Annotated in this window: 12 protein-coding genes; 2 read left to right on the top strand and 10 right to left on the bottom strand. The window is 68.2% G+C overall.

Going from position 1 to position 22549, the window contains the following annotated elements:
- Positions 1-25 precede the first annotated feature (25 nt).
- Entirely contained in the window at positions 26-1603 is a 1578-nt protein-coding gene (locus tag Pla175_RS13265) for an arylsulfatase (protein WP_145285556.1), read from the bottom strand.
- 326 nt (positions 1604-1929) lie between these two features.
- Here Pla175_RS13265 and Pla175_RS13260 point away from each other — a divergent pair, with 326 nt between their 5' ends.
- On the top strand, positions 1930-2883 hold the full coding sequence (locus Pla175_RS13260; protein ID WP_197526783.1) for an IS5 family transposase: 954 nt from the start codon (positions 1930-1932) through the stop codon (positions 2881-2883).
- A 615-nt stretch (positions 2884-3498) separates the two neighbouring features.
- Here Pla175_RS13260 and Pla175_RS13255 read toward each other — a convergent pair.
- The 3 genes from Pla175_RS13255 to Pla175_RS13240 all read right to left on the bottom strand — a co-directional run bounded on the left by Pla175_RS13255 (position 3499) and on the right by Pla175_RS13240 (position 7158).
- Entirely contained in the window at positions 3499-5652 is a 2154-nt protein-coding gene (locus Pla175_RS13255) for a xanthine dehydrogenase family protein molybdopterin-binding subunit (protein WP_197526782.1), read from the bottom strand.
- 160 nt (positions 5653-5812) lie between these two features.
- A complete protein-coding gene (locus Pla175_RS13250; protein WP_145285549.1) occupies positions 5813-6277 on the bottom strand; it encodes a (2Fe-2S)-binding protein in 465 nt (154 codons plus the stop codon).
- Between the two features lie 269 nt (positions 6278-6546).
- A complete protein-coding gene (locus tag Pla175_RS13240) occupies positions 6547-7158 on the bottom strand; it encodes a nucleotidyltransferase family protein (protein ID WP_145285546.1) in 612 nt (203 codons plus the stop codon).
- A 345-nt stretch (positions 7159-7503) separates the two neighbouring features.
- On the opposite strand from Pla175_RS13240, the gene Pla175_RS13235 reads away from it, so the two are divergent.
- Positions 7504-8820, top strand: a complete 1317-nt coding sequence (locus tag Pla175_RS13235; protein ID WP_145285543.1) for a PQQ-dependent sugar dehydrogenase — start codon at positions 7504-7506, stop codon at positions 8818-8820.
- A gap of 171 nt (positions 8821-8991) precedes the next feature.
- On the opposite strand, the gene Pla175_RS13230 is transcribed toward Pla175_RS13235, so the two are convergent.
- The 6 genes from Pla175_RS13230 to Pla175_RS13205 form a co-directional block, all read right to left on the bottom strand.
- Complete coding sequence (locus Pla175_RS13230) at positions 8992-11307, bottom strand: DUF5060 domain-containing protein (protein WP_145285540.1); 2316 nt, start codon at positions 11305-11307, stop codon at positions 8992-8994.
- A gap of 606 nt (positions 11308-11913) precedes the next feature.
- Positions 11914-12843 carry a universal stress protein gene (locus Pla175_RS13225; RefSeq protein ID WP_145285535.1) on the bottom strand — a complete coding sequence of 310 codons (930 nt, stop codon included), beginning with the start codon at positions 12841-12843 and terminating at the stop codon, positions 11914-11916.
- Positions 12844-13065: 222 nt separating this feature from the next.
- On the bottom strand, positions 13066-14457 hold the full coding sequence (locus Pla175_RS13220; RefSeq protein ID WP_231953879.1) for an ArsB/NhaD family transporter: 1392 nt from the start codon (positions 14455-14457) through the stop codon (positions 13066-13068).
- 717 nt (positions 14458-15174) lie between these two features.
- Positions 15175-16269 carry a hypothetical protein gene (locus Pla175_RS13215; protein ID WP_231953878.1) on the bottom strand — a complete coding sequence of 365 codons (1095 nt, stop codon included), beginning with the start codon at positions 16267-16269 and terminating at the stop codon, positions 15175-15177.
- A gap of 1 nt (position 16270) precedes the next feature.
- Positions 16271-18604 carry a glutamine amidotransferase gene (locus Pla175_RS13210; RefSeq protein ID WP_145285529.1) on the bottom strand — a complete coding sequence of 778 codons (2334 nt, stop codon included), beginning with the start codon at positions 18602-18604 and terminating at the stop codon, positions 16271-16273.
- Complete coding sequence (locus Pla175_RS13205; protein ID WP_145285526.1) at positions 18601-22530, bottom strand: coiled-coil domain-containing protein; 3930 nt, start codon at positions 22528-22530, stop codon at positions 18601-18603. The genes Pla175_RS13210 and Pla175_RS13205 overlap by 4 nt, the downstream gene beginning before the upstream one ends.
- Positions 22531-22549: the final 19 nt, after the last annotated feature.

Below are 22549 nucleotides of genomic sequence, written 5' to 3'. Positions count from 1 at the left end.
ACGGCGGCCATAATGAATCCAGTTGCTAGCGACCGCTCATGGTGGCTTCGATCTTCTTCTGGATTCCTTCCAGGTTGAAGGAGCCAGGAGTCTGGCTGGGCGGATATTCCTTCATGGTCATGAGGAACTGTCCGGCCACGCGCTGCATCGGCGCGAGGATGAACACGCGGTCGAGGAACCAATCGTTGTAAGTGTTCGAGTTGTGCTGGGCCTTCTCGAACGGGTCGCGGCGGAGGTTGAAGAGCAGCGGCACGCGAAGCTCGGTGAAGGGCTCACGCCAGACTTCGAAGGCTTGGCCACGGTTTTCGAGGAAGACAGCTTTCCAATCCTGGTAACGCATGGCGACGATCTGGCCGTCGTCATTCACGTACATGAAATCCTTACGCCGCGACTCCTTGGTCTTGCCGCTGAGGTAGTCGAGCTGGTTGGCGCCATCGATATAGTTCTTGTACTTGCGGCCGTTAAGCTCGACGCCAGCTTTCAACTGCTCCTTGATGTCCGTGTTGCCGGCGGCGGCGGCGAAAGTGGGGAGCCAGTCTTCGTGGGAGACGATGCCATTGAGGACTTTGCCCGCAGGGAAGTGGCCGGGCCACTTGATGAAGCAAGGAACACGGTAGGCGCCCTCCCAATTTGAGTTTTTCTCACTGCGGAAAGGCGTGGTGCCGGCATCAGGCCAAGTGTTGTAGTGCGGGCCGTTGTCGGTCGAATACTGGACGATTGTGTTGTCCGCGATGCCGAGATCATCGAGCAGCTTGAGGAGTTCGCCGACCTGAATGTCATGCTCGATCATGCCGTCGGTGTATTCGTCGTTGCCTTTATGGCGGTTCTCGGCTTTGACGTGGGTGCGGAAGTGCATGCGAGTGCCGTTCCACCAGCAGAAGAACGGCTTCCCGGCCTTTGTTTGGCGAGTGATGAACTCCTTGGCGGCGGCGAGGGTTTCCTCATCGATGGTCTCCATCCGCTTCTTGGTGAGCGGCCCAGTGTCCTCGATGGTCTGGCCTCCCTTGCCGTCGGCCTTGCAGTGGAGCACACCGCGGGGGCCAAAGGCCTGGCGGAAGGTCTTGCCGCTGGCCAGTACCATGTCGCCGGGGTAGTCCTCGTTCTCGGGTTCTTCCTCGGCGTTGAGGTGATAGAGATTGCCGAGGAACTCGTCGAAGCCGTGCATGGTGGGAAGGTGTTCGTCGCGGTCGCCCTGGTGGTTCTTGCCGAACTGGCCGGTGGCGTAGCCGAGGCTCTTCATAACCGTAGCCATAGTGGCGTCGGTTTTTTGCCAACCTTCAGGCGCGCCGGGGATGCCGACCTTGGTCATGCCGGTGCGGACGGGGACGGAACCGCTGATGAAAGCGGCGCGGCCGGCAGTGCAGGACTGCTGTCCGTAGTAGTCGGTGAAGAATAGACCTTCGTGAGCGATGCGGTCGATATTGGGCGTCTGGTAGCCCATCATGCCGCGGTTATAGTAGCTGATGTTCTCGGTGCCGATGTCGTCACCCCAAATGACCAGGATGTTTGGCTTGTCGGCAGCGTGTGCTGCCGTAGTGGCGAGGATGGCGAACAGTGCGGCAAGCAGTGTCGTTCGACGTCTGATGGTGTTTGATGCGACCATGAAGTGACTCCTTGTCTTTGTTGAGAAAATGACGCTTCAGTATGGTTCGCCGAAACACCCAGGTAAAGCCTCATGAGATTGCTGCTGGGGCCGAATCAGAATGCGTTGGATTGAAGGCGCTCGACGTCGCAACATTACGTCGCGCAACTACCTCGACCAGCACCGGCGAGTTTCCGGATGCGTCTCCAACCAGGCGTCGGGAAGCAGCGCCGCGACTTCCGGCGATGTATTGCGTGACAATAGGGGCCTTGTCGAACAATCGCTTGAAACGCTGCGTAGATCGCTTCCGGACGGAGTCCTTTCTTCTCGAACCGACGGAGCGAACGATGGTCCAACCAGCTAGCAAGCCGAAGAAGCTTGCCTACAAGGTGACGAATTGGCGGGAATACAACGAGTCCCTGGTCAACCGGGGCGACATCACGCTCTGGTTCGATGAAGCGGTGATCGACGCGTGGGATCACGAGAACGGCCAGAAGAAGGTCGGCCGTCCGTTCAGCTACAGCAACGTCGCGGTCGAGACGCTGCTGACGATCCGCGAGCTGTTCCGGCTCCCGTATCGGCAGACCGAGGGATTCGGCCGTGCGTTGGCGGTGCTTATGGGGGCCGAGGTGGCGATCCCCGACTACACGAGCCTGCAGAAACGCGCCGCCAAGCTGGCAGTGTCGATCAACGTGCGTCAGGCCAAAGGGCCGATCGACGTGGTGGTCGACAGCACGGGCCTCAAGGTCTACGGCGAAGGAGAGTGGAAGGTGAAGAAGCACGGCGTCGGCAAGCGACGCACGTGGCGGAAGGTCCACCTGGCGGTCGACCCGACGTCGCACACGATCGTCGCCCAGATCGTGACCGGCGCCAACACGCACGACGGTGACGCGGCCAAGCCGCTCCTGAAGCAGGTCGAGGCCGAAGTCCAGACGTTCTATGGAGACGGGGCCTACGACCAGTGGAAGGTGCGCGACTATTTGCAGAGCGAGTCGATCCATCAGGTCATCCCGCCACGGAAGAACGCAAAGATCAAGCAGCACGGCAACACGTCCGCAGAGCCGCTGGAGCGTGACGAGTGCTTGCGGCAGATCCGTCGAGACGGCAAGAAGGCGTGGAAAGAATCCATCGGCTACCACCGCCGCAGCCTGGCCGAGACCGCCATGTTCCGTCTCAAGACGAACTTCGGCGACCGCCTGAAGAACCGGACGCTCCCCAATCAGGCGACCGAGGTCGCACTCCGATGCAAACTGCTCAACGTATTCGTCACCCTTGGCATGCCGTTGTTCGTTTGGAGTTAGTCAACAAGGCCGATTCGGTTTGCCAAAGAAGGTCTCATCCAGGCCAAATGGATACGCATCCTGCTGCGCAGAAAGCCGTGCCAGTCGGTTGCAGGCCGCTACAGCGACAACGAGCGGCTGGCAAAAATCCACCCCACACAGCCGCGGAGTTACTGGACACCTTGGCGCGCGATCGCGGACGAGCCGGGTTACTCCGGCCCCAACAACTTCGCACGCTCCTTCTTCCGCATGGCGGCGACGACGCCCACGGCCTACCGGCTCAAGAACGCCTCGGGCCACTAGCGACGCAGCGCCGCGCAGCCGTTGATGGGCGCGTCGCCCCCCACGGGGGCGCTAGCTTCGGCGGCGGCCCGAACGCCCTGGCCGTGGCCCGGGACCGACTTCGACACACAGGTTGCCCCCTGTTCGCTGAGTGGGCGCCCCCGCCAACCCGCGGCGGCGGAACTGACCCGCTTCAAGCTCGGGTCCGGCCGGGTCGCCGGCGCTCGCGGGTCCGCTGCGGGGGCGTCCGGCGAGAAGCCCCGTGGGGACCACGCCGCACCGCTGCGTCCCGGCTACCGGCCACCGGCGATGGGCCGCCAGCGATGGGCCGCCCGCTCTGCTCACCCGCGGCCGCTAGACCCGGAGCGGCAGCGACCGGCAGCGTTTGCCGCGAGCGGTGTAGAGGGCGCCGGCGATGGCCGGCGCCACGGCGATGATCGGCGTTTCGCCGGCGCCGACCGACGGCTGGTCCGGGCGGTCGACCAGCACGATCTCGATCTCGGGCAGGTCCTCCATGCGGGGAACCAGGTAGTCGTAGAAGCTCGCGTTGCTCACCCGCCCGTCCGCGAAGCGGATCTCCTCGGTCAGCGCGCCCCCCATGCCCATCACGAGGCAGCCCTCGATCTGCGATCGCAGGTTCAGCGGGTTCTGCACCGCCCCGCAGTCGTAGGCTTGGCACACCCTGAGCACCCGGATCCGCCCGCCGGCCACCTCGGCCTCGACGCACGCCGCGACGTACGACCCCTTCTCGGTCCCGCACGCGATCCCCACCGATCTCCCCTCCGCGCGACGCTCCCGCCATCCGAAGCGTTCCGCCGCCCCGACCAGCACGTCCCGCAACCGCCCCGGCTCGAGGTGCGCCAGCCTGAAATCGAGCGGGTCGACCCCCGCCGCTTCCGCGAGCTCGTCCATGGCCGACTCGCGGGCGAAGGTGTTGGCCGTCGACGCCAGCGCGCGGTACGACCCCTGCCGGAGGGGCGAGTCGGAGCTCAAGAAGCGGGTGCGGCCGCTGGGAACCCGGTAGGGCGTCTGCAGGGCCGAACCGCCGGAGTTGTAGTTGGTGAAGTCCCAACTCACCAGCCGGCCCGCGGGGTCGAGGCCCGCCCGCAGCTCGATCAGCCCGGCCGGCCGAAAGTAGGCCCAGGTGAACTCTTCTTCGCGGGTCCAGCGGACACAAACCGGCTTTGCGGCCCCCTGGGCCAGCCGCGCCGCTTCGAGCGCCGCTTCGCCGGTGTGCTTGCCCCCGAACCCGCCCCCCGTGTCGGGGACGATGACGCGGACGCTCTGGTCGGGCAGCCGGAACGCCTGCCGCAGCTCACCGTGCACCCGCCAGGGCTGCTGCGTCCCCGTCCAGACGGTGAGCCCGTCGTCCCCCCACCGGGCGACGGCCGCCCGCGGCTCCATGGGGGCGTGCTGGATGTAGGCGACCTCGTAGGCCCCTTGGAACTTGGTCGCTGCAGCGGCGAGCGCCGACGCGGGGTCCCCCCACTCGCGGCGGTCGCCGCCGCGCGTCGCCGCGTCTGGGTCCGCCGTCTGCTTGAGCAGTGCAAACAACTCGGTGCTGGGGGGGTGCGGGGGACGCGTCCAGTCGGCCGTGGCCGCGATCGCCTCGATCGCCTGCGCCGCTCGCCAAGAAGAGGGCGCCACGCAGCCGACGAAGCCGCCGTCGCGGACGACCCTCACGCCGGCCATCGCTTGTGCGGGCGCCAGGTCGATCGAGTTGAGGGTGGCGCCGTAGGACGCCGGCCGCAGCACCTTCCCGTACAGCATCTCGGGCAGCTGGATGTCGGACGGGTAGCGGTGCTTGCCGGTGACGATGTCGGCGGCGCCCACTTTCTGGACCTGGGCGCCGAGCACCGTCCAGGCGTCGACCCGTCGGACCGTGACCCCTTGGGTGGGCGGATCAAGCAACGCGTCTTCGAGGCCCGGCCCGGCCGCCAGTTGGGCGAGCGAGAGCGATCCACCCGAAGCAGCGCGGAACAGTCCCGCTTCGAGCCGGACCGTGGCCCGGTCCGCGCCCAGCCGGGCCGCCGCCAGGTCGGTGAGCCGCTCCCGCGCGGCCGCACAGGCGCTGCGCACACGCGGCACGGTGGAGGGGGTGGTCTGGCTGCCGGCCGTGCCGCCGTCGTCGGGGCAGAGGAGCGTGTCGGCCATCACCAGCCGGATCTGGTCGACGGACAGACGCAGTTCTTCGGCGGCCGCTTGCGTGAGCTGCGTGCGGGCGCCCTGGCCGACCTCCACCTTGCCGGTGAAGAGGGTGACCCGGCCGTCTGGGCCGATGTGCATCCGCGCCGACAGCGGTTCGTCGCGTCGCGCCCGCCGCCCGCCGCGTTGGGCGGACGCGTTCTGGGCCGCCACGGCGATCAACAGGCCGGCGCCGAGCGTTTGAACGAACTCGCGGCGGTTTGCGGCGAACGCGTACGCCGGCGGTTCGCGCAGCTCGTACCGCTCCCATTCGAGATGCTCCCGGTCGGGCGTGTCCATCGGCAACCGCGGCGCTTCGCTCATGACTCAACCCCCAACCCCCAACGCCCAACCCCCAGTCATCGCCGTACGTCCATCGCTGTTGTTCGGCGAGCGGAACGCCCGCCGGATTGCGCCGCCCAGGATAAGCCCGCTCCATGCTTCCGGCAAACTCTACCGGCCCGCGCCCGTCAAGACGCGCCGGTCAAGACGCGCCCGACGCTTTCTCGACCGCTGCGCGGATGCGGGAGTAGTTGCAGCAGCGGCAAAGATTCCCGCTCATGGCCGCGACGACGTCGGCGCGCGTCGCCTGCGGAGCGCTGCGCAACAACGCGACCGCCGCCATGATCTGCCCCGGCACGCAATACCCGCACTGCATCGCCGACTCGTCGATGAAGGCCTGCTGAACCGCGTGGAGCTGCTGCCGGTCCGCCAGGCCCTCGATCGTTTCTACCTCGCAGCCGCTGGCCTCTTCGATGGTCGTGATGCACGACCGGGCCGCCTCCCCGTTCAAGATCACGGTGCACGCGCCGCAAGCGCCTTCACCGCAGCCGTACTTCGTGCCCGTCAGCCCCAACTCCTCCCTGAGCACATCCAGCAGCGGGCGGTCGGCGTCCGTCACGACGGCGCGGTCCGCCCCGTTGACGCTGATTGTGAAGCTGCCCGGCATGACCTGGTCCCTCTCGCCTCACCGTCGAACAAACCGGCGCCTGACAAATCGGCCCCGCCACGATGGCCCCTGACGCGATGGCCCCTGACGCGATGGCCCCTGACGCGATGGCCCCTGACGCGATGGCCCCTGACGCGATGGCCCCCGACGCGAAGGCCCCTGACGCGAAGGCCCCCGCCGCCCGCGGCGGACCGGCGCCAGCGTAGGAGGCCGCGGCCAGCAGCGGTCCGCCAGCCGTCAGCCTAGGCGATCCCCGCACTCCCTGCAAACTAGTCTCCCCCCCCGGAAACCAGCCGCCGATAATCGGCCGGGGTGTCGATATCCAGCACGGCGCCCGGGCCCGCCAGCGGCACTTCAAGCGCCCGCGACCGCCGCACGAACGCGTCGAGCCCCTCGTGCGGGGGCGACCGAGTAAACGCGGCGGCCGCCGACCACGGGAGCAGCACCGGGTGCCCCCGCTTGCCCGCGACCCGCGGCACGATCACGCGGGGGCAACGCGCGTCGTACTGCGCGAGCACAAGATCGATCGCCGTGGGCCCGAGGCCCGGCATGTCGGCCGGCGCCACGAGCCACGCGTCGTTGGGCTCCGGAGCAAATCGTTCGGCCACATACCGCAGCCCGATCTCCAGCGAGTCGCGCATCTCCGCCGGGTCGGCGCCCGCCGCGGCTACCTCGACGCCGGCCAGCCGGCACCGGTCGCGCAGCGGTTGGTCTTCGCCACGGACCACCACGACGACGTGGTCCGCGGCGCTGTTGGTCCACGCCCGCAGCGTGGAGTCGATCAGAGGCCGGCCCGCGACGGCGAGCATCAGCTTGTCCGAGCCCATCCGGCGGCTCCGGCCGGCCGCCGGCACAATCGCGTAGGAACTGAACGAGCGCATCGCGGGTCGCCATCGGAGCGTTGCATGGGCGGGTTTCCCGCGCGGGCCGCGGCCGCGGCCTGCACGCGGCCCGTCGGCCTCCGCGGACGGGTTCCCCGGCAAGTATACCGCCGCCCGACTCGGCCGGCGGCGCCGGCGGACGGGCCGGGCGTTGGCCCCCGATCGGCGCCGCCGCCGACGCCCTAGTGTCCACACCCTCCCGAGGCTTGTTCCACGCAGGGGGCGGCCGGCGGCGGACGACCCCAGGCCGCCCGCCCCGCGGGACGCTAGAATAGGCGGCGGCGACGGCCCCGTGGGGACCGATCGTCTTGAGCCGCATCATCCAACCGACCCAGACGTAGCGCCATGCGAACCCCCCGCCCGCTGTTTGCCCTGGGTACCCTCTGCTGGTTGCTCGGCGCGACTGCTGCGGTGGACGCCGACGGTGTCCAGCCGCCCAGCGCAGCACAAAAGGCGGAGCTGGCCTCGCGGCCGCCGGTGAGGGTGTCGACCGCGGTGGGCGACCTGACGTTGCCGCCCCCCTACGCGTCGAAGTCGGTGACCAAGCGGAGCCGGATCGTGCCGTGGCCCGAGGGGGCTGCGCCGCGGGCGCCCGCGGGGTTCACGGTCACGAGGTTCGCCGACAACCTCGCGCACCCGCGGCGGGTCTACGTCGGGCCGAGCGGCGCCGACTACTTCGTGGCCCTCAGCGACGACGCCGGCAGGAGCGCCAACCGCGTGGTGCTGCTCCGCGACGCCGACGGCGACGGCCGGGTGGAGGAGAGGTTCGATTTCGCCGACGGGGCGAACGGGCTCAACCAGCCCTACGGCATGGCGATCCTCGACGACCACTTCTACGTCGGGAACGTCGACTCGGTGATGCGGTGGCCCTACCGCGCAGCGGCGACGCGCCTCGAGGGCGCAGGTGAGCGGATCGCCGAGCTCCCCGCGGGGGGCTACAACCACCACTGGACCCGCAACCTGCTGCCGACCAAGGACGGCCGGCGCCTGCTGGTGACCGTGGGCTCCTCCAGCAATGTCGGGGAGCACGGCATGGACAAGGAGGAGCGACGCGCCTGCATCCTCGAGATGGACCCCGACGGGTCGGGCGAAGCGCTCTACGCGTCGGGCCTACGCAACCCGGTCGGCCTGGACTACAACCCGGTCACCGGGGAGCTGTGGGCCGCGGTCAACGAACGCGACGAGATCGGCGACAACCTCGTCCCGGACTACATCACGAGCGTCCGCCGGGGCGGGTGGTACGGCTGGCCCTATTCCTACTTCGGCGGCATCGGTGACCCGCGGTGGGCCCAGGACCCCCATCAGGACCTGGTCGAGCGCGCGATCGTGCCCGACGTGCCCGTGGGCCCGCACACCGCGTCGTTGGGCCTGGCGTTCTACACCCACGACAAGTTCCCCGCACGCTTCCACCGCGGGGCGTTTGTGGGTCAGCACGGCTCGTGGAACCGCGCCAACTTCGCCGGCTACAAGGTGCTGTTCGTGCCGTTCGACGGAGCGGGGCGGCCCCGGCCCCCCGAGGACTTCCTCACCGGCTTCATCGCCGACGGCGACGCGAGCCAGGTGTACGGCCGCCCCGTGGGGGTCGCGGTCACGCCGCGCGGCGACCTGCTGGTGAGCGACGACGACGGCGGCGTCGTTTGGCGCGTCTCGTACACCAAGTGACCCTCGGCCGAGTCGAGCCGCCGCTGCGGGTTGGCGGCGCCCGCCAACCGCCGCGCAGGACGCCCCCGCGGTCCGGTGGCCGGTGGGCCGCCCGCAGCAAGCGGGCCCGCCGCGGGCCGCCGCGCGGGGGGGACCGGGCCGTGGACGGCTGGCGCCGCGCGGCCGGCCGATTCACTCTACGCGCCGAACCGCCACGGCCCAGTCCCTGTCGACGGCGTCCTTGTCGACGGCGTCCCTGTCGACGGCCCCCTTGTCAACGGCCGAGTCGTACGCCTGGTTGGGGGGGGAGCCGAGGCTCCGCTTGCCGCCGCCCTCGACCGTGTCGACCGTTCCCACGGCGAGCGGGCCGCCGTTGCGCGGATCGAGCCAGCGCACCTCGAACCGGCCCTCCGCCCCTGTCAGGTCGAGTTCCAGCGGCGCCTCGCAGCGTTCGCTGTAGACGGCGTACTGCTCGTTCGGCTTGGCGAGCACGTAGACGAACCCGCCGCCGCGCGAGGCGCCCAGGTGGTGCGCCGGGCGCATCTCGGGGAGCGGGAAAGTCCCCAGAAATTCCCGCGCGATGGCCGTCCAACGCAGCGCGTCGTCCATGTCGTAGAAGCTCTCGATCTTGTGGTCGAAGGCGTGCCCGCCGCCGTCCATCTGGACGTACCACTCGAAGCCGCCGCCCCCCCCCATGTAGGTTGGCCAGAGCTTGCCGCGACGCCCGAAGGCGTACCCCTCGGCGAGATCCGTCTTGTCGTTCTCGATCTTCTGAGGCTCGTCGAGCGAGATGATCCACGGGCGGCCGTGCTCGGCCGACGCGTCGCGGTACTTCTGCACCAGCCGCGCCAGGTCCTTGCCGGTCGCGCCGCTCTGGAACGAGGTCATGTCGATCACCACCGGTTTGCCCGCCGCCAAGCGGTCGACGAGGGGCCGATAGAAGGCGTCGACGCCTTTCGTGTGCGTGGTGAGCGGGTGATCGTAGGGGTCGACGTCGCGGATGTACTGAGCGAACCGAACCTGCTTGTCGGGCCCGTAGTCGTTCTCCTCGCCGATATTGAACTCGCTGGCGTTGTGATGGCCAAAGCGGGCGATCAGCTCTCGATAGAAGAGCTTGCGTTCGGGACCCAGCTCTCCGTTGTCGTGGTAGTTCTCGTTGGCGTCCTCGGTTTCTGCGAGCTGGAAGTGGAGGAAGATCCCCTTCTGCTGGGCGTGCGCGAACACGGTCTCCCACTGCTGGAGCTTGGAATGGTCGTACCGGAGTTTTTCTAGCGGATCGATGGTCGGGAACGTGTCCTTGCCGTCGCCGCCGATGTTCATCGGCAGGAAGTAGACGCAGTTTCCGCCCAGGTTGGCGATGGCGTTGAGCGCGCCGATCAGACGCCGCGCTCGGCCGTCCCCCCAATCAGGGTCGCCCGGCTCCCAGTCCGCGGCGTGGGCCTCGTAGCGATGACCGGCCTTGGGGGTGTTGTCGAAGCCATCGTAGCCGAGGAAGTTCTCCGGGATATCGGGGCCGCCCTTGAGCCAGAACCGGCCGTTGGCGAACGTCAGGTAGTGCCCGCCACGATTCTTGAGCAGGCCGCGATCGGCCGCGCGGAAGTCGGGCGCCTTTTTGTCTGAGGGGGCGACGGCGACGCTCCCCGAGGCGCCATCGCACGCCGCGGGAACGCCCGCGTTCGGGTCGAGGCTGACGTTGACCTGATAGCCTGCGCGGAAGGAGGCCTTGTAGCCCCACGCTCCGGTGGTAGGGGGCGCGAAGTGGACACGCCACCGGTTGCCGGCGTCGCCCCCGCGGCCGTCGCCGGCGTAGTAGCCCGGCGCCAGGAACCGGCGATCGCCTTGGGTAAACAAGACGTTGAGACGGTAGTGCAGGCAAGGGTTCGGTTTCCCGGCGACATCCGCCTGCGGGCCGTCGAACGTGAGCGTCACGTTGTGCCACTGCTTGAGCTCGCCAGACACGACCGCTTGGCCGCCGACCGGCGCAGCGACTTGGCCCCACAGGACGCGTAGCTCTTGCGCATCGCCGACGTCGGGCGTCTGGTTCGCCGGGCCGAGCCCCCGCCCGGCGGGCGCTCTGCCGATTCCCTTGACGCGGAACGTCACGACCAACGGCTCGCCCGGCGTCCCCTTGGCGCCCGCTTCGGGGAAGGGGGTCGCCGTGAGCGTGTGCCCGCCGGCCTCGGGGGTCCAGTCGTTGTAGTCGCCGTCGGCGTCGCCGGCCAGCGCGAACGGCGCCACGCTCTCTACGGCCCGCGAGGGATTACCGTCGAGCCCAAACCTGACGCTCTTGACGTCGCCCGTTGTGTTGGCTCGCACGTTCAGCGCCCAGATGACCCGGTCGAGGTCGACCACCTGCCCGTCCGTAAGCGGACCGATATCCAGATCGGTCTGCGCGTTGACCAGCGTCAGGCCCGTCACTTCGAGCGCCTGAAGCCTGCCCCCCCAAGCGACCATCAACACCAGCGCAATCCGCATCACGCCGCCCGCCAAACCATGGATAGGTAGCATCGCTGCCCCCTTGAGAAGCCCGTGGAACCGAAAAGAGTCCGAAGCACCCGCCGGCGTGATGGGCACGCGGATCAGCAAGCGACGCCGCCAACCGGGGGTTCTCGCGATGGCCGGGCCGGGAAACGCTCTCGGCGCGACCGCTGGCTATTGTAACCGGGCCCAACCGCGCATGCAGGCTCCGGCGGAGCCGGCGCGCAGGGACCAACACCGGCGGGCGGGGGGCCGCGCCTGGGCGCGCCTGGGAGGTCAGGTCGCGTCCGGGCGTGGAGACGGCGGCCGGGTCGGCCCGCCGCTAGCTCCGCGAAGCGGAGGCGCCCGCCGCAGTTTGGCTCGCGGGCGAACCAAGAGAAGTGGGGGGCGCCTGGGCGGATGGGCGCCGGACGCACGCGGGGGGCGGGTGGTCCACCCGAATGGGGTGGCGAGAGGCCTCAGCAACGCGCGGCAACCGGACCTCCACTGGCATGCGGACCTCCACAAGAAGCCGCGCCTCCGTAAACCGCAGCGAACCATCGGGCCCGGCATCCGGTGCGGTCTTACCGTCCCGATACCTCCCGAGCCGGCAGGGCCTCGGATCCTTCGCTTGTCCCGCGCCACGCAGCCCCAGCATCAATCCATGGGGACCACCAGCACCGGATGCGGAGATCGTCTCACGAAATCATAGACCTCGCTCCTGGAATCGTGATCGCTGCGCACCAGACCGAGGGCGACGAGCGCCGGGTGGGTTGCGGGGTGTTCGGGGGTGATCGGCTGTTGGTCTGCTTCGTAGCGAAGGGTTAGATCGTAGGCGAACCCAAACTCCTCCGACGCCCGTTGAAGGCCCGAATGCAGCCCGGCGTAGGTTCGCGCCAGTGCGTCTTCCAGGTCCTCCGGGTTGAAGCGGGCGTCGGGCTGAAGCGCGTTCATGATCTCCCTAAAATTCTTGTACGTGCTTTCTTCGACCATCAGCAGCAGTTCCAACCGCCCGCTTGGCTGAACGAGGCCCGCGGCCCAACCGGCCGCTCTGGGGGCCGCCGCGTTCTCCCGCGTCAGGACGATGCGAACATGACCCGAAGGATCCCGCCCCGCGGCGTCCGGGCGACGGATGAAGATCGTGGGGACCGCAGACCTCGCCGCGATCACCTCCATGACGGTCCCTGCGCTGTCTTCTCCCAGCGACTCGAGGTCGCGACCGAACGGGCACCCCAGCATCAGCAGGTCGGCGCCGCAGGATGCGGCGGCGGAGAGGATCTGGTCGTAGTCGTGTTCGATGGCTGCGTCGACGTCGACGGGCGTTGCGACCCAGTCGCCGGTTTGCTCCGCACCCGTCGGCGGTTGGCCGCCTGCCGCCAGCCAGTAAAGCTGGCACGCCAAGCGATCTTGCAGTTGCTTGGCGAACGATCGGAGCGCGTGATCTTGGGCCGACCCGTCGGTCGCTACCAGGACTTTCCTCGGGCGCAGCTGCCGCAGTTCTACCGCGGCGCCGACGTCCGCCCGCTCGAACAAGTCCATCGAGTCGCTGAGCTCGTTGTCGACGTGGCGTTGGGTTGGATCAGGCATTGGTGGAGGCTCCCGTACGCTGGTCGCTTGGTTCTAGTGGATCCTGCTCGACCCCCGAGCAGGAACGCTGAGCAGGAACGCTGAGCAGGAACGCTGAGCAGGAACGCTGAGCAGGAACGCTGAGCAGGAACGCTGAGCAGGAACGCCGAGCACGAAGGCCGAGGGCCTTACGCTGCTGGTGGAACGCCGGCGTCCACCGAACTGCACGGCCCGGTTCCATCGCTACCCCGGCAGGCGGGGGATCCATCCCATGGCGTTCAGGGCCAACAGATACGCGATGGCGCCGGCGATCTGCACAACCATTATCGTACCCCCCAGCCGGATGAATTCTCCCCAGGAGACGCTCTGCTGCGCCTCCTTCTTCAAGGTATACAGCGCGATGACGCACGAGATCGACCCGATCGGCGTGCCGTTGCCGCCGAGGTTGCAGCCAAGGATGGTGCCCCACCAAAGCGGCTCGACCGCCACGCCGCCGGCGCCGATCTGGTCCACCACCGGAATGAGCGTCGCGGCCACGGGGATGTTGTCGATAATCGCCGAAGCGACCGCGGAGAACCCCGTCAGCAGCGCGACCAGCAGCCCCGTGCTGCCGCCGGACAAGGCGACCACTTGTTCGGCCAACAAGTTCAGCGCGCCCGTCGCCTTGACGCAGCCGATGATAAGAAACAACCCGAGAAAGAACAGGATGATCGTCCAATTGACCTTCGCGATGGAGTCTTCAATGGTCTTGCCGGCGAAGAGCAGCGCGGCGGTGCCGCCGGCGATGGCGATGAAGTCCATCCCGACCCCGAGCGGCTGCGCCAGCGCGAATCCGACAACCGTGAGCGCCAAGATGACGGCGCTGCGGACCAGCACCCCGCGGTCTTCGACGAGCGCCCAGGCGTCAAACCGCTCGATGCGGCTCTTTAGCTCCGCCTGCTGAGTGTCGCTCTGTGTCCACGGCAGCGACCGGCGAAACGCGAAACGCAGCCCGGCCAACGCGATGAGGAAGCTGATCAGCGCGTAAGGCGCGGCCACCATCAGGAAGTGCACGTAGGGGATCCCCGCCTGAGTCCCGATCATGATGTTCGGCAGACCACTCGCGAAAGTGACCACGGCGCCGCTATTGGCGCAGATAGCGACCGACAGCAAGAACGGCTTGGGGGGGTACGCGAGCTTCCGGCAGATCACCAGGACCAGGGAGCTGAGGATGAGCATCGCCGGCACGATCGTTAGCACCGCGACAAACAAGAACGTCAGCGTGCAAATCGCGAAGTAGAGGGCCGACGCCCGACCACCGGTCGCCTTGACGATCAAGATGCTCAGGAAGTGGAACAACCCGCTCCGGCCGGTAACGTCAACGAGAATCCCCGTCCCGATGATCACGCCGAAGATGTTCAGGTCGTGCGAGAGGATCTCGTAGGTGGCGTCGTAATCGGGCAACACCCCCAGCACCAGCGCTAGCGGGACCAGCACGACGGCGCCCGTCAACGCCGCGACGGTCTTGTGGAAGCTATCCACCGCGACGCCTACGTACGTGGCCAGCATCCCCAGGGCGAACAGGGTCATGACCCACGCGGGCGAGCGCGCCCCCGGTTGGGCGGCCGCAATCAGCAAGTTCTCAGAGAACTCCATCGCAATTTTCTCCGATAATCTCGGCGGGTTCTGAGCAGGTGCGTCCCGCCGCCCGCTCATTGCCGGTCACCTTACATTGATCCGCCGGACTGGGGCAGGCGCTGGCGCCACCTGCGGCCGCCTCACACTTGGCCCGGAGGGGGTCTGTCGAAGGCTTCGATTCCAGGCACGGAGATGTCGTCGTTGGCCCCGCCATCCGCAGGGTTGTTGCGCACGGCGCCGAAACGCGATTGGGTTGAGCTCGGGGCAGTAGGGTGGCGGCTTCACCAGTGTCACGTTCTGCGGCGCCCGCTGGTGTGCCCATGGGTCTAGTTTCGGCCGCGCCGTCCCAGATCATCACGGCGTGCGCCATATCAGGGATGGTCTGGGCGAACAGCTCCAAGAACGAGTTGATGATTGGCGCGTTCGGCTGAGGGCCGCAGCGCCCTGCGGCGTGCCCCGCCGAGTACCAGTAAACGCTGGGGGCATACGGCGTCGATCACCCAAAGTCACTCGTGCCCGGCCTGGCGAACGGCGGTTGGCCGCGAGCCTTTCTCGGCCTGGCCTGGCCTGCTCCCCAATTCCTGATCCAAGTGTTATGAGAGTCTCCACTGGCCGATGAGGGCCGCAGGAGACTCACGATGCGCGATAAGAGCCCGAAGCGACACACCCCTGTATCCGCCGCAGGCGGATTCGGCGGGACGACTCCCCAGCAGGCGAGGCAGAAGAAATCCCCGCTCAATCACCCGATCTCGCGGACGCGTCGATCTGGTTGTTCTCTGGCTGGTTGTTCTCCGGCTGGTTGTTCTCCGGCTGTGCGTTCTCCGGCTGTGCGTTCTCTGAGTGTGCGTTCTCGGCGCTGTTTGCGGATTGGTAGACCCGCGCCAGCTCAAGCATCAGCGCGTCGAGTTGACGATAGTAGTCTTCCTCCTTGAGGCTTGGCTTCTGCTCGCGGAGTGCTTCGAGTTCCAGTTCCAGCCCGTCGCGGCGTTTGCGGAGCTCGAGCGGCATGCGGGCCTCGCGATCGCTGGCGACCAGGTGCACCTGATGGGCGCGGACGCCGTCCAACTGGCCGCCTTCTTTGGCGCGCTGCGTCGCCCTTAAGCCACGGAACCAGGCCGCCGGAGTCCCCAGCCCGTCGCCGTTGTCATCGAGCAGCGCGTGTTCGGTGGCCAGACGGGCGTCCTCGGCGTAGAACTCTTCCAGGCGGCGGCACGCCGTGAGGTACGCCTCTAGAAGCGAGACCTGGTCGTCCTTGTCGAGATCGGCCTGCGGATCGGTCAGCGCCCCCGAGAAGTACTGTCCGAACCGGGCGAAATTGAGTTCGTAACCGCTCTTGGTCGCGGTAATCACGATGCGGCCATCGGCCGACAGCTCATGGAGGAACGGCCCACTCGCCGATGCGCAGTTGACGACCACCGTCGGCGACCCGATAGGGGCGAGCCACCCGGCGAGTTGTTCGGCGGTAACGTCGGCGCCGCGCAGGTTGAATTTCGCCGAATCGCCGGCGTAGGTGCCGTGCCCGATGAGCACAAGCCAGAACAAATCGGGCCGGGCGTCCGCCTGCCGCCGCAGCGCGGCGGCGATCTGCTCGCGATCGGCGGCGCCGTCGGCCGCTTCGCCGATCACCTGCAGGTTGGCCTGCGCGGCGTCCGCCGCGGAGCGCCACGCGTCGGCCCACTGCCCGAACATTCGGCCGTACTCGGGCTGGCCTGCGGCGCCGATGACGACGAGGATCTCTTGCTTGGGGAGCACGGCGCCGTCGCCGTACGCCTGCGCATGCAAGAACGCACTGATGCTAGCCAACACGATCCGCCGAGCCGTCGATCCCATGTTACGCCAGCCCCTTCCAACGCCTGAGTCCCCACTCACCGATGAGGCACGCGATGGCGAAGGTGAAGAACGCCGGATGGTGCCAGAGCGGGTTGATCCACGTTTCGGTCACGGGCATCTTGCGTTGCTCCAGGCCCGCGACAAACCCGTCCAGCTCGTCCAGCTCCACGACCTGGCCACCGGTTCTTGCCGCGATGTCTTCTAGCAGCGGGCGGTTCACCCGCAACCGGCGGAACTCATCGGCGAGGGGTTCGGCCACCCAGCCCCCCTCGCACCCGCCCAGGGGCGAGCCGTCGGGCCCGGCGGCCTCGACGCTCACGCGGTGCGGTCCCGGGGTGCGTGAGTGGTGCTGGGCCACGTACAGGCCCGCCTCTTCGTCGTCCGCCTCGGCCGACAGCTTCACCTGCCTGCCATCGGGCGTACGCACCGTGACCTGCAACGTTGCGTTCTCGAGCGGCAGGTACTCCGCGTCGTGGACGCGAACCTTGATGAGCTGCGCGTGGGCCGAGGTTTGGCCGTCGGGCGCCGCGTCCACCTCGACCTCCACCGGTCGCGGGACATCGGCCACCAGCCAGCGGATCGTCTGCCGCCAAGACTTTTCGAGGTCGTCGTTGTCAACCTCGGCGCGACGCAGCCCCCACCGCCAGACGTCGGCGACCAAGAGCGCCGCCGAGCGGCCGCGCCCAAACCGCTGCGCGACCAGCGCCGGGTGCGCAGCGCCGCTGGCGTCGGCCACCCGGGCGAGCTCCACGGCGCCCGGCTTGAGGTTTCCAACGGCGTTCGATGTCTGGAAAGCCGGCATGCCCCCCAGCCTCGCTTGTTCTTCGTCCTGGGTCTTGCGTAGCCGCACCCAGTCCTGCAGCCAGCCTTCGCGGGTCAGCACCAAGCGGAACCCCGAGCCGCCCGCGGCCCGGCGGTCCGCGGCGTCACGCTCCAGGTAGACCGGCAGCAAGCCGCCAACGGGGGTCAGGCGGTACCCCCCCTCCGCAAAGGACCCGCCGCCGCCGGCCATCAGCAACCCACCGCCACGACGGCTCACGAACCCCTCGATCATCGCCAGTTGGTCGGGTGAAAAGAACTCGGCCTCCACGTCGTCCAGCACGATCGCGTCGTACGCGTACAACTCGTCTGCCGACTTCGGAAAGCCGTCCCGGAGCTCTTGCTCGTCGCGCGTGCCGATCCGCGTGAGCACCGGCTCGTCGTAGCGTTCGGCCGTGTCCTCGTCGTCGCGGTTAAACCCGTCGAAGAGCTGATTCCCCGAGCCCTCGCCGCGGCGGCGGAACGTGAACTTCGGCTCCCGGTTCGCGATGCGGATCAAGCCAACCAGCTCCAACTGGTCGTCGTCGGCGAGGGCCCGTCGCAGGAACTTGAAGTCCCAGTTGGGTCGTCCCGAGACGTAGAGCACCCGGAAGGGACCTTTGCCGTTGTCGACGACCACGCCCCGCGTGTTGTTCGCCTCGACCGCTTCGTCGGCGCCGCCGGCGGCGGTCACGTAGAACACGTTCACCCCCGCGTGCTCGGGGCGGACCTGGAAGCGCGCCGTGGCGACCTCCGACCCGGCCCGAACGTGGACCGTTTTCGTATCGATCGTGCTGGACTGCTCATCGAGCAGCCTCACCTGGACGTCTCGCTCACCGGCGCCCGTGGAGCGGATGTCCGCGTGCACCGTGACGGGCGCGGTTTCGAAGTTGGTTTGCCGCACGGAGATGCTCTCGACGCAGACGTCCGGCAGCACGTCGTGGGCGCCCACCGCAACGGGGTAAACGGGCGGGACCCCGGACCAATCGAGTGACTCGCTGAACGCGTCGGTCGAGTTGCCGTCCGTGAAGAGCAACACGCCGCCGACCGGCAGCCCGCGAAAACGCCGCTCGAGTTCGCCCAGCCCTGAAACGAGGCCGGTCGCCTCTCCCGCGAAATCGAGCCCCGTGAAGTCCTTGGCGTCGTGCAGACGGTGGTCGATCGCAAACCGCCGCACGTCGAACTGGCGCCCCAGCCGCGTCTGCCAACGCGACTCGGCGAGCAGCATCTGCTGGAGTTCTTCTCCCCGCGTCTTGCCGCCGCCGGGGTCGCGGACCCGCATGCTCTGGCTGTTATCAACCGCCACGGCAAACAAGTTGGCGCCGGGCCGGGGGCGGACTCCGCCGGCGAGCGGTTCAACCAAGCAGAGCGCCAGAGCGGCCAGCCCCGTGGCCTTGAGTGCGGCGCAGGCCGCACGCCATCCCAACGACCAGGGCGCCCGCCCATAGCTCCACAGCAGTGCTGCCAGGCCGATCGCGAACAACACGATCGCCGCACCAGCCCATTCGGGAGCGCCCCATAGACCCCACTCGGTCATTCACCACTCCCCAGACGTTCGTAGTACTTCTGCACGGTGTCGGCGTGCTCGACCGGAACCGGGTCGCGGTCGATGGGAACCAGCGAATCGGGCGATTCCCTCCGCCGCCTCTCCTGGCGGACGCGCTCGCGCAGCTCGGCCAGCGGCTCCGCGACCGCTTCGATTAGTTGGTTCCAATCCGGCTCCTTAGAAAACCGCTTGTAGTCGGCCCGGGCGGCCTCGGCGCGGTCGCGGATGCGGGCGGCCTGGGCGCGCAGGTCCGGATCGTCCAGCAGGTCCTCCACATCACGCATGCGGTCGTTCCACGCGCGGAACGCGTCGCCGGTGATGGGGCCCTCGGCGCCGGCGCGCGAAGCCTCCAGCCAACGCGTCAAGTCGCTGGGCAGTTCCCCGGCGCCGCCGCCCTGGCCCTCCTGGCGATCCGTTGACCGCTGGTCGTCGCGCTCGCCGTCTGAGCCCTCTTGCGGTTGCTGATGTTGTTGTGGGCCGCCGCCACCAGCGGCGCCTTGCCCCGCTTGCTGGGGGTCTTGTTGGGTTGGTTGACCGCCGGATGGCTCGCCTCGCGGCGGTTGGCCGTTGGGGTCTTGTCGCCTGCCGCCCGGCTGCTGCCCCCCGGGTTGGCCCTCGCTATCCTGGCGAGGCGGCTCGGAGGCTTGTTCTCCTTCTCCCGGTTGACCCGGTTCTTGCTCACGGCCGCTTTGTCCGTGTTGCTCGCCTTGTTCTTCGCCTTGTTCTTCGCCTTGTTCTTCGCCTTGTTCTTCGCCTTGTTCTTCGCCTTGTTCTTCGCCTTGTTCTTCGCCTTGTTCTTCGCCTTGTTCTTCGCCTGGCTGCCGTTCGCCTTGAGGGTCCGTCGGGTCGCCTCCGCCCTGGGCCCGCCGGATCTCGCGGTTTAGCTGCGAGTCGAGGTCTTCCAGCTCACGCTCGGCGCGGCGGAGCGCCTCGGTCTCGTCGCCCAACACACTCTGGGCCGCGCTGTCCACTCCCTCGCGGAGCCGGCGGACGCCGTTGCCCGCGGAGCGCATGGATTCGGCGGCGTCCTTCACAACGCCAATTTCGAGGAGCTGCTCGGCGACGTCGAGGGCTTCGGGCACCCGGGCGTCGCTGGCCTCCCCGACGGCCTCGTAGAGCTGCCTGGCGAGCAGCGGCTCGGGCTCTTCGGCCTCGCGTACGGTTTCCTGGATGCGCTCGATGAGTTCTTCGTACTCCCGCCGCTGCTCGGCGAGACCCTCCACGACCTCCTGCCGCGCGCCGCCGTCCCGCAGCGAGCGGTCTTGCCGCTCCTGCTGCTGAGAGAGCTCTTCGGTCAACGCGCGTTGCCGCTCGTCGAGCCGGCGGGCGGCGTCGCTGAGCTGTCGCATCTCTTCGCTGAAGTCGTCGGCCGCGCGGCGGCGGAACTCGTCCCGCAAATCGTTCAGCTGGCGTTCGGCGCGGGCGCCCTCGGCGGCGGCGTCCGACACCCGGCCCTGCTGGAGTGCTTCGGAAGCCTCCTGGATGCGGTCGCGCGTCTGCTCGAGCCGGCGCTGAGCGTCCTCGGTTTGCGGCGCATCCTCGGAGCCCTCCATCTCGCTCTGCAACTGGTCGGTGTCGCGTAGGATCTCCTGCTGCTGCTCTCGCAGCCGCTTGAGTTCCCGCTCGACCGCGTCGCGCTCTTCGTCGTCCTGCGCGGCTTCTAGTTCCGACTGCACCTGCCGCACACGCTCGTTCAGGTCCTGCTGCCGACGGGCGAGCTCGCGGAGCCGGTCCAGCACCTGCTGCGCCTGGTCGCTACCCCCCTGGGCCTGCTGGCGTTGGTCTTGCGCCCGGCTTTGCGTCTCATAACGGTTCTCCTCGGCCGACAACTCGAGCTGGTTGAGCTGTTGTTGCGAACGACTGCGTTGTCCCGAGGCGCTGCTCGACTGGGCGCCCTGCTGTTGCTGCTGGGGACCGCCCTGGACGACACTAAACTCGCGGGCGCGGAGCCTCAGCAGCGCCTGGTACGCGGCCTGCTCGCTCGACAGGGCGGGCCGCAGCCCGTCGGCGCCCGCCGAAGTGGTGACCGCGCCGAGCCGCTTTAAGACGCTTTGCATCTGCTGGCGGGCCGCGGCGGCGTGCTCGATCGACTCTTGATCGCTAAGCTCGCCCGTCAACTCCTCCAGTTGCCCGAGGGCCTGTTGTTGCGACTCGACCAGCACGCCAACATCGTTGGCGAACGACGGCGACGGCGCCTTGGCGGTCTCGCGGCGAACGAGCGCCCAGGTGGCGCCGATAATCTGCTTCTGCAGTTCGGCGAGCTCTTCGGCCTGCTGCGAGGCGCCCTGAGGTTGTTGCTGCTGTTGCCGCTCTTGGGCCTCCTGCTGTTGCTGACCGGTGGGCTGATCGCCCTGCCGGAAGATCTCCTCGAAGTGCCGCACCTCGGCGAAGTACATGTCGCTCATCGTCTGTCGCACCTCGCCGTCGGGACCGATATCCTCGGCCCACACGTAGTACGACAGCAGCTGATCGGGCCGGGCGTCGAGCGCCTCGAAGTCCACCAGGTGCGCGACCAGCGACTTCTTGGTCGCGGCGTCTGGGGCGGCTTTTGGGCCGGCTTTTGGGCCGGCGTGATCGAGCAGCACGGCGTCGTGCGGCTCGCTGCCGCCGATCGAGTAGCTGATGCCGCTACGCAGCAAGCCGAAATCATCGGTCGCCTCGCCCGAGACTTCGAGTTCTTCAAGGGGCGAGACGCGCACGTCGCGGGCGGGCTGGGCGATCTTGAGTTTGGCCGGCCGGTTCGGCAGAACCTTCACGACGAACTCGGGGGGCGACTTGTTTTGGCGGCCCTGGTCGTCGGTCAGCAGGAGTTTGAACCGGCGAGACGCGTCGAGCGTAAGGGTCGCCGCGACGACCGGCGCCGCGTCGCCGGTGCGCGCCAGCGGGACCTCCCCGCCGTCCTGGTCGACAAACCGTGCGTGCTCCACTTCCTTGTTCAAACGGCAACGAAACGTGAGCTGCGCGCCTTCGACCGCCGTGACGTGGCGGACGTTGTCGATGGCTTTTGGCGCCAGGGAGGTGTACTCGGGGTAGAGGAGCCCGGCGTCGGCCCGCTCGAGCCTGGGATACTCAAACACCGTGACGCGGTACTGCTGGGTCGGTTGACCGGCGTATACCACCCAGTAGCGCAGGTCGCTGTCGACCGACGCCACTCGGGCCACAAACTTCGGGTCGTCGAAGCTCTGGGTCATGGGGCGAGAGGCCACGCGGTCGTCTGCTTCGGGGTCCGCAAGGCGCTCCGTCGCCCGCAGCATGAGCGTCGCCTCGGTAGGGGCGTCACGGCCGAACTCGGCCACGACCAGCAGCGTCGTCCCGCGTTCGATCTGCGTGTCGCCGGGCTGGATGCTCACGTCAAAGTCGAGCCGTTGCGCCGGCGCCCGAAGACCTAGCGTGGGGCCGCTCAGCCGCGCGGCGGCTTCGCCGCGATCGAACAGCGTCACACACGCCGCGACCAGCACGGCAAGCGCCGCCAGCTGCGCGAGCTGCGCCAGTCCGAGCTGCGCGGCCGAAACCGCGTGGTTCCAGTTGTGCTTGCGGCCGTGGCGCACCGCTTCGCGAACCACGGACGACTGCAGGTAGCCCAGCGTCTGAAGTTGGGGCGAAGGGGCCTGCTCCAGCGCCGCCAACAACGAGGCGCCGAGCTCCGGGTGTTTGGCTTCGATGCGTTGGGCCACCCGGTGCGGGTCGCGCAGGCTCCGCAGCACGAGGATCCGGCAAACCACGGCGGTCAGCAGCGCGCCGGCTGCAACCGTGAGCGCAAGCTGCCGACCGGTGAAATCAACTTCGTCCGCGTTGGCCCAGAGCAGTCCGGCGAGGGCCGCCCACACAAGCCAGCAGAGCGTGAGCGCCCACCGCTGACGCACGATTTGCATGCGTGAGCGGACCGCACGGAGCATCTTGTGGAGGTCCTGGATCATCCGTTTTTCCTGACGCACC

The organism is Pirellulimonas nuda, from assembly GCF_007750855.1.
Classification (GTDB): domain Bacteria; phylum Planctomycetota; class Planctomycetia; order Pirellulales; family Lacipirellulaceae; genus Pirellulimonas; species Pirellulimonas nuda.
Note: the sequence above shows the minus strand (reverse complement) of the source record. Positions and strands in the feature narration are given on the sequence as shown.

What these genes read in the sequence shown, in the direction of transcription:
- Pla175_RS13225 (WP_145285535.1), bottom strand. Translation starts at nt 12,843, where the DNA reads ATGCCTGATCCAACCCAACGCCACGTCGACAACGAGCTCAGCGACTCG.
- Pla175_RS13220 (WP_231953879.1), bottom strand. Translation starts at nt 14,457, where the DNA reads ATGGAGTTCTCTGAGAACTTGCTGATTGCGGCCGCCCAACCGGGGGCG.
- Pla175_RS13230 (WP_145285540.1), bottom strand. Translation starts at nt 11,307, where the DNA reads ATGCTACCTATCCATGGTTTGGCGGGCGGCGTGATGCGGATTGCGCTG.
- Pla175_RS13240 (WP_145285546.1), bottom strand. Translation starts at nt 7,158, where the DNA reads ATGCGCTCGTTCAGTTCCTACGCGATTGTGCCGGCGGCCGGCCGGAGC.
- Pla175_RS13215 (WP_231953878.1), bottom strand. Translation starts at nt 16,269, where the DNA reads ATGGGATCGACGGCTCGGCGGATCGTGTTGGCTAGCATCAGTGCGTTC.
- Pla175_RS13250 (WP_145285549.1), bottom strand. Translation starts at nt 6,277, where the DNA reads ATGCCGGGCAGCTTCACAATCAGCGTCAACGGGGCGGACCGCGCCGTC.
- Pla175_RS13235 (WP_145285543.1), top strand. Translation starts at nt 7,504, where the DNA reads ATGCGAACCCCCCGCCCGCTGTTTGCCCTGGGTACCCTCTGCTGGTTG.
- Pla175_RS13205 (WP_145285526.1), bottom strand. Translation starts at nt 22,530, where the DNA reads ATGATCCAGGACCTCCACAAGATGCTCCGTGCGGTCCGCTCACGCATG.
- Pla175_RS13265 (WP_145285556.1), bottom strand. Translation starts at nt 1,603, where the DNA reads ATGGTCGCATCAAACACCATCAGACGTCGAACGACACTGCTTGCCGCA.
- Pla175_RS13255 (WP_197526782.1), bottom strand. Translation starts at nt 5,652, where the DNA reads ATGAGCGAAGCGCCGCGGTTGCCGATGGACACGCCCGACCGGGAGCAT.
- Pla175_RS13260 (WP_197526783.1), top strand. Translation starts at nt 1,930, where the DNA reads ATGGTCCAACCAGCTAGCAAGCCGAAGAAGCTTGCCTACAAGGTGACG.
- Pla175_RS13210 (WP_145285529.1), bottom strand. Translation starts at nt 18,604, where the DNA reads ATGACCGAGTGGGGTCTATGGGGCGCTCCCGAATGGGCTGGTGCGGCG.